Here is a 7,053-nt window from a genome sequence, read left to right as displayed (position 1 = left end):
CCGGCACAGCTCACCGCAGTCGTACGCACACCGCGGATCCTCGACGGACGCAACGCGCTCGACGTGCCGCAGTGGCGCCGGGCCGGTTGGACCGTGCGCGCACTCGGCCGCTCCCACCACTGAGACCGACACGAACGTATCGCCGCGCAGGACGAGCCCGCCCTTGCATGCCGATTGCTCTGACCGAGGAAAGTAGAATCCGTGTCAACGACAGAAGTCACAGTCCCACTTCACGATCGCATTAAACTCGAGAAGGTGATGAATCGGGGCCAGCAGCGGTGGTACCGGATCATCGTCGCCATCTGGGTGATATTGAACGCCTACTACTGGATCTGGTGGACGCAGGCGGGAAATGTCGGGGATGTGACGCTCTTCGTCATCCTCTCGCTGGCCATGTTCTACGTGTTCACGCTCTTGCCGTCGGCGTACCTGTTCTTCCTCGGTCGGATGCGTCATCCAGTGCCCGTCGGCGTGGCACGAGCCCATGAGAAGGGCATCCTCCAACGGGTCGCAGTGATCAGTCTCACGGTTCCGGGGGCCGAGTCCGTCGAGATCGTGAAGCGCCAGATGCTTGCGATGAAGCGAATCCGCTATCCGCACGACAGCTGGATTCTGGTCGACAAGGAGCACTCACCCGAGATCGCAAAGCTCGCGGCCGAGCTCGGGCTCAACTACTTCTCTCGGCACGACGTGGCCACATGGGGCGCGGAGCAGGTCCTCGCGTGGAACCAACCGCAGGCCCCCTTCGCCGCGAAGACCAAAGCCGGCAACGTGAACAGCTGGCTCGACGCCTTCGGTGGAGCGTACTCGCACTTCACCCAGCTCGACATCGATCACGAGCCGGTTCCTGCCTACCTGGATCAGGTCCTCGGCTATTTCGTCGACCCGGCCGTCGCATGGGTACAGGCCCCGAGCGTCTACGGCAACCACGAGCAGTGGACCGCCCGTGGCTCGTCCGAACAGGAGCTCGTCCTCCAGGGTCCGCTGCAGATGGGCTTCTTCGGCTTCAGTCGCACCCCCTTCATCATCGGTAGCCACTGCACCTACGACGTGAAGGCGATTCAATCGATCGGCGGCTTCCAGCCCACCCGCGCCGAGGATCATCTCGATACGGTGTGTCTCGCGGCGGAAGGCTACGAAGGCGTCTACATGCCGGAGATCCTGGCGACGGGTGACGGGCCCGAGGACTTCAAGACCTACCTCGCCCAGCAGTTCGCATGGGCATACTCGATGATCCAGGTACTGTTCTCGCACACACCCCGACTGATCCGCGAGTACACGCCTCGCCGAGGCCTGCAGTTCCTCTTCGTGCAGACCTGGTACACCTTCTGGTCGTTGTCGATGCTGGTGCTCTTCACTGCCCCACTCATCACCCTGGTGTTGGACGACCCGATCGCGAACGTGAACTACTGGGCATTCCTTGCCCACATCCTTCCGGTGTCGTTTGCGGCGAGCGCGACATGGTTCTGGAGCCGCCAATGGCAGTTCCCGCAGAATCTCAGGCTTTCCTGGCGGGGCGTCCTCCTGCATCTGGCACGATGGGTGGTCGTGCTCAGCGCGTTCATCCAAGTGGTGTTCCGCGTCAGGAAGCCGTACATGATCACGGTGAAGGGCATGGGCGCGAAGGGGATTCCTCGCTTTCCCCTCTCCGTCCTCGTGCCATACGTCGCACTCGTCGGGTTACCGCTGGGCGCGTGCTGGTTCTACCTCGGTGTCTACGGCGGAGGACCATCGCAGGGGTACCTGTTCTTTGCGCTCAAGGGCGCAGTGCTGTTCTGGTTGATGCTCGTCGTTCTCCTGGCCCATGACGTGTACTCCGTCACTCGGTCCGGAGTGCCGCTTCTGCAGACGCTGCAGGCCCGCGGCCGGGCGCTCATCACGGTTCTCTCGTTGACGGTTCTCGTGACTGTGACCGCGATGAGCTCGGCGGGACTCATCGTGGAGGCCCTGACAGCGTGAGCTCCTGGACCGTCGACGTAGCTGATCACCACTCACGGCTCGGGGGCCGGAAGGTCCGCAGAGCGGGCAGCGCGCAGCCGTGATCGTCGAACAACGTGAGGTTGGCGTACGGGTTGGGAGAGCCCGGCCCCCAACCGACCCCGTCGAGCCAGGCGGGTTCCCACACGAAGAACCCGAGGCCCCGGCCGCCGGGGACCTGCTGCAGGACCGCGCGGAGCGCCTCGAAGTACGCCGCCTGCCCGTCCGCCGTGGCCGGGTACGTCTCGGCGTCCGGCAACTGTTCCTCGCCCGTGCAGAACCGATCGGGCTGGCCGCGCGGATTTTCCAACGTCCACGGGTAGGAGGTCTCGGCGATGACGATGTCCTTGTCGTACCGCGCGGCGAGACTCGCGACGTTGCTCTGCAGACCGGCGAGCGGGCCGTGCCAGAACGGGTAGTAGGACAGGCCGATGACGTCGAAGCGGATGTCCTCGGCGAGGAGCCGGTCGTAGAACCGGCGGGCTCTGACGTTGTCGCCACCGCACTCTGTGTGGATCATGATCGTGGGTCGGTGGGCGTCCAGCGCGCCGGCGAGGGCGCCCGTGATCCCGGCGCGCAGCAGCGTCGTGAACCCGGACCAGGAATCGCCGTCCGGATGCCCGATCCGCCCGATCGGCCACAGGAATCCGCCGGCGATCTCGTTGCCGATTTGGAGCATGCTCACCGGTGTGCCCTGTTCGGCGAACCGCGCGACGACGTCGCGCGTGTAGCTGCGCACGGACTCCGCGAGGGTGCCGAGCGGCTGGCCCCGCCACGCCGCCGGGATGCTCTGGTTCGCCGGGTCGGCCCAGGTGTCGGAGTAGTGCAGGTCGACGAGGAGATGCAGGCCGGCCTCCCGCGCCCGCCGCGCCAGTACCAGAGCGGAGCCGAGGTCGCTCCAGCCCGGGATCGGGTCCACCCAGATCCTCAGCCGGACGTGGTTCGCGCCGTGCCGCGCGATGATCCGCTCGACCGGTTCGTCCGGCCCGTCGTCTCTGGTGGTGTTCCCGACCCTCTCCTCGAGCAGCGTGAACGACAGATCCGCTCCTCGGACCCGCAGGCTCCGGGACTCGCTCAGGACGGACCTCGATCCGCTCGGACGGACAGATGCACGATCGTCACGCGGGTGACGCCCCTCGAGTCTCCCGCGGGCGGCGGCCCCGCACCAGGCCGCGGGCCGAGCGTGGAACCGCACCGCGGGTCGCCGCCATGACCCGGGGTGACGCCCGGTCGGATCCCCAGCCGCGTGTGCTGTCGCGGCGACGACTGTTGTCGGCCATGTCCCTGCTGCCGCCGGCGGCGCTCGTCCCGGCGTGCACGGGGACGACCCCTGGGGGAACGCCCTTCGCGTCCGCCGGCCCGACCCTGCCCGCGATCCGGGGCGCCGACCTCTCGTTCCTCCTGCAGCAGGAGGCCACGGGCAGCACGTTCCGGGACGGCGGTCCGGACCAGCCGGTCGAACGGCTGCTGGCTGCGCGCGGTGCGAACCTCGTCCGGGTGCGGGCCTGGGTGGATCCGCCCAGGGGATACAGCGACCTCGGCTCGGCGCTCACGCTCGCCCGTCGCGCGCATGCGTCGGGCCAGGGGGTGTTGCTCGACCTGCACTACTCCGACTTCTGGGCCGACCGGTTCAACCAGGCCACTCCGACGTCCTGGGCGTCGCAGGACCTGAGTGAGCTGACCGCCACGGTGCGGTCCTACACCCGCGGGGCGGTCGCCGCGTTCGCCGAGCAGGGCACCCCCGTGCAGACGGTGCAGATCGGCAACGAGGTGACCTGCGGGATGTTGTGGCCGCTGGGGCAGGTCTACGGCGACCGGCACGAGCACTGGGACGGCTTCATCCAACTGCTTCGCGCCGGGCTGGACGGCGCGCGCGAGGCGGCGACCGGCCCGCTCCACACGGTGATCCATATCGATCGGGGTGGCGACCAGGGCGGAGCACGCTACTTCTTCGACCACATCGTGGAGGCGGGGGTGGACTTCGACCTCATCGGGTTGTCCTACTACCCGTTCTGGCACGGGCCTCTCGTGTCGCTGCAGCAGACCCTCGGTGACCTCGCGATCCGGTACGGCAGGGACATCGTGGTCGTCGAGACGTCCTACCCCTGGGTGCTGCCCACCGGCGACGGGGTCACCTACCACGCGGCCCGCGCCGACCAGCTCCCGGACGGGGACCGGTTCCCGGCGACGCCGCAGGGACAGGCCGCGTACTTCGAGGCACTGCGAGGGGTCCTGCAACAGGTTCCCGGCAGTCGCGGCCTGGGCTTCGTGGCGTGGGAGCCGGCTTGGCTGCCCGGCGTGGGCTGGGCCGACGGCGAGGACAACCCGTTCGGCAACCTCACCATGTTCGACCGGCAGGGCAACGGGCTGCCCTCGCTCGCGGCGTTCCGCCCCTAGGCGGGCGCCGACGTGAACGGGGCACGACGCGTTCGTGGGCGGCGTACGGGGCCGGCGGCGCGCGCAGCGAGCTCGTTGGCCTCCGCGGCGAAGGCGGCGTCCGCGGCTCGCGGGGCCTCAGAGCTCGACTCGCCGGGGCCGAGGACGCGGCTCCCGAGCAGCTCGTCGACGCGGCCGAGGGCCGCCGAGTAGCGGCAGACAGCGCGCCGACTCGTGGGGCCCTCATCGGGCTGAGGCCCGCCGCACATCATCGCTGTCAGCGGAGATCGAGGGCGGCGGAGAGGATCGCGTCCGCGTCGAGGCCGTGGTGGCGGTAGACGGACTCGAGGTCGCCGGACTGGCCGAACGTCGTGACGCCGAGGTGCGTCGCCCGCACCTGGTTGATGCCGGCCAGGAACGCGAGGGTGTGCGGGTGGCCGTCGAGGACGGTGACCAGCGGTGCGGCCCGGCGTCCGGGGAACGCCGCGTCGAGGATCCAGGTGTCGGCCGAACCCCTGCCGGCGCGGGCCTGCACGGCGTCGAACAGCAGGCCCGGGCTCGTCACGCACACGACGTCGACGGCCGTGCCCTGCGCCTCCAGCCGCTCCGCCGCCGCCAACGCCTCGGGCACCACGGCACCCATCGCCGCGATCGTCACGGCCGGCCCGTCCGACGAGGACCGCCGGATCGGGTACGCGCCCGCCACCACCTGCTTGCGGCGGCGCTCGCGGGCGGCGGGATCAGCCGGCACCGCGGCGAGGGACTGGTCGATCGGGCGGGTCGAGAGCCGCAGGTACGCCGAGGTCCCGTCCGGCTTGCCGAGCCGCCCGAGCGACGCCAGCAATGTCCACTCGGTGTCGATCGCGAACGCGGGCTCATAGGTGATGCAGCCCGGCTGCTCCAGGCCCACGGACGGCGTGGTGATCGACTGGTGCGCCCCGCCCTCCGGCGCGAGCGACACCCCGGACGGCGTCCCGACCAGGATCGACTGCCCGCCGGCGTAGATCCCGAACGACCAGGGCTCGAGCGCGCGCTCGACGAACGGGTCGTAGAGCACCCCGATCGGCAGCAGCGGCTGGCCCCACCGCGACCACGTCGCGCCGAGCTCGCCCAGCGCCCCGACCAGGTTGCCCTCGGCGATCCCGAGCTCCAGGTGCTGCCCGGTCGGCTTCTCGCGCCAGTGCAGGATCGTCTCGGGGTCGTCGTCGAACCAGTCCTTGCGTTCCGCCGGGGACCAGACGCCCACCTTGTTGACCCAGCCGCCGAGGTTGGTCGACGACGAGACGTCCGGGCAGAGCGTCACCACCCGCCGGGCGGCCTCGGGCGCGGAACGGGTCAGGTCCAGGAGCGCGCGCCCGAGCGCGGCCTGCGTGGTCGCCTTTCCCGACGGCGTCCGGCCGATGTCGGTGGGCAGCGCCGGCACCGGGACGGGCGCGGGATCCGCGCGCCGCAGCCTCGTCGCGACCTCGCCGCAGAGCTTGCCCGCCGGCGTCGCCTCGTCGAACGCGACCCACGGCGCGTCGAGGCTCATCCCGACCCGCTCCGCCAGCTCCCCCATCTGCTCCGCCGAGAGCAGCGACGAGTGGTTCTGGGGGTGCCCCTCCGACGCCAGCCCGTTGCCCTTCACCGTGTACGCGAAGATCACGGTCGGCCGGGTGTCGTCGATGGCCTCGAAGGCGTCCCCGACGGCGCGCATGTCGTGTCCGCCGAGGTTCCGGACGGCCGCGTGCAGCATCTCGTCGTCGAGGGAGTCCACGAGGGCCTGCAGCTCGTCGGAGTCCGGAAGACGGTCCCGGATCTGCCCGGGCGTGCAGCGCAGGAGCCGCTGGTACTCGGGGTTGGGCATCTCGTCGATCCGCCGGCGCAGCGCGTCGCCGCCGGGCCGTTCGAAGAGCTCGTGCAGCAGCCGCCCGTACTTGACGGTCAGCACCTGCCAGCCGGCCGCGGCGAACATGCCCTGCAGCCGCGTCGCGCCGATGTTCGGGACGACCCGGTCCAGCGACTGGCGGTTCAGGTCGACGATCCAACAGACCTCGCCCAGGTCGTTGACCATCGGGTCCAGGATCGCCTCCCAGACCGCGCCCTCGTCCAGCTCCGCGTCCCCGACCAGCGAGTACTGCCGTCCGGTGCCGACGGACTCGCCGAGCGTCGTCACGTAGCGCCGGGCCAGCGCGCCCCAGATCGGGGCGGTCGCGCCGATGCCGACCGAGCCCGTCGAGTAGTCGACGGGATCGGGGTCCTTCGAGCGCGACGGGTAGCTCTGCAGCCCACCGAACTCGCGCAGCGTCGTCAGGTAGGACTCGTCCAGCTCGTCGAGCAGGTGGTTGATCGCGTGCAGGACGGGCGACGCGTGCGGCTTGACCGAGACGCGGTCCCCGGAGCGCAGGTGCTCGAACCACAGCGCGGTCATGATCGTGACCAGCGACGCGCTCGACGCCTGGTGCCCGCCGACCTTCAGCCCGGTCGGGTTCGGCCGGACCCGGTTCGCGTGGTCGATGATGGCGGTCGAGAGCCACAGCACGCGCTGCTCGATCTCCCGCAGCACGCCTAGCCGCTCGTCGTCGAGTCCCATCACGACCTCCCCATCAGTGCGCAACCTGCCCGGACACCCCACCACCGAGCGTACGAGTGCACAAGCGGGCGCCGCGAGACCGTGCAGAATGCCCACGAGACGCGATCGCGATCGGGAGAAGGCGGGCA

At 69.9% G+C, this 7,053-nt stretch carries 4 protein-coding genes; 2 read left to right on the top strand and 2 right to left on the bottom strand.

Going from position 1 to position 7,053, the window contains the following annotated elements:
* The first annotated feature begins 258 nt into the window (after window positions 1–258).
* Window positions 259–1,959 (top strand): glycosyltransferase family 2 protein, encoded by a 1,701-nt coding sequence (locus JWP64_RS28965; RefSeq protein WP_297503272.1) that lies wholly within the window; start codon window positions 259–261, stop codon window positions 1,957–1,959.
* A gap of 25 nt (window positions 1,960–1,984) precedes the next feature.
* Here JWP64_RS28965 and JWP64_RS28960 read toward each other — a convergent pair whose 3' ends face one another.
* Window positions 1,985–3,172: a glycosyl hydrolase 53 family protein gene (locus JWP64_RS28960; protein WP_297503268.1), complete on the bottom strand. Its 1,188-nt coding sequence runs from the start codon at window positions 3,170–3,172 to the stop codon at window positions 1,985–1,987.
* Window positions 3,173–3,255: 83 nt separating this feature from the next.
* On the opposite strand from JWP64_RS28960, the gene JWP64_RS28955 reads away from it, so the two are divergent.
* The gene (locus JWP64_RS28955; RefSeq protein ID WP_297503267.1) at window positions 3,256–4,374 is read left to right on the top strand and encodes a glycosyl hydrolase 53 family protein; all 1,119 of its coding nucleotides are present in this window, start codon (window positions 3,256–3,258) and stop codon (window positions 4,372–4,374) included.
* Between the two features lie 256 nt (window positions 4,375–4,630).
* On the opposite strand, the gene JWP64_RS28950 is transcribed toward JWP64_RS28955, so the two are convergent.
* The gene (locus JWP64_RS28950; RefSeq protein WP_297503265.1) at window positions 4,631–6,925 is read right to left on the bottom strand and encodes a pyruvate dehydrogenase; all 2,295 of its coding nucleotides are present in this window, start codon (window positions 6,923–6,925) and stop codon (window positions 4,631–4,633) included.
* Window positions 6,926–7,053 lie beyond the last annotated feature (128 nt).

Origin of the sequence: Pseudonocardia sp., assembly GCF_025465255.1 — a bacterium.
In the GTDB taxonomy this organism is placed as follows: domain Bacteria; phylum Actinomycetota; class Actinomycetes; order Mycobacteriales; family Pseudonocardiaceae; genus Pseudonocardia.
This window is presented reverse-complemented; position numbering and strand designations above follow the sequence as displayed.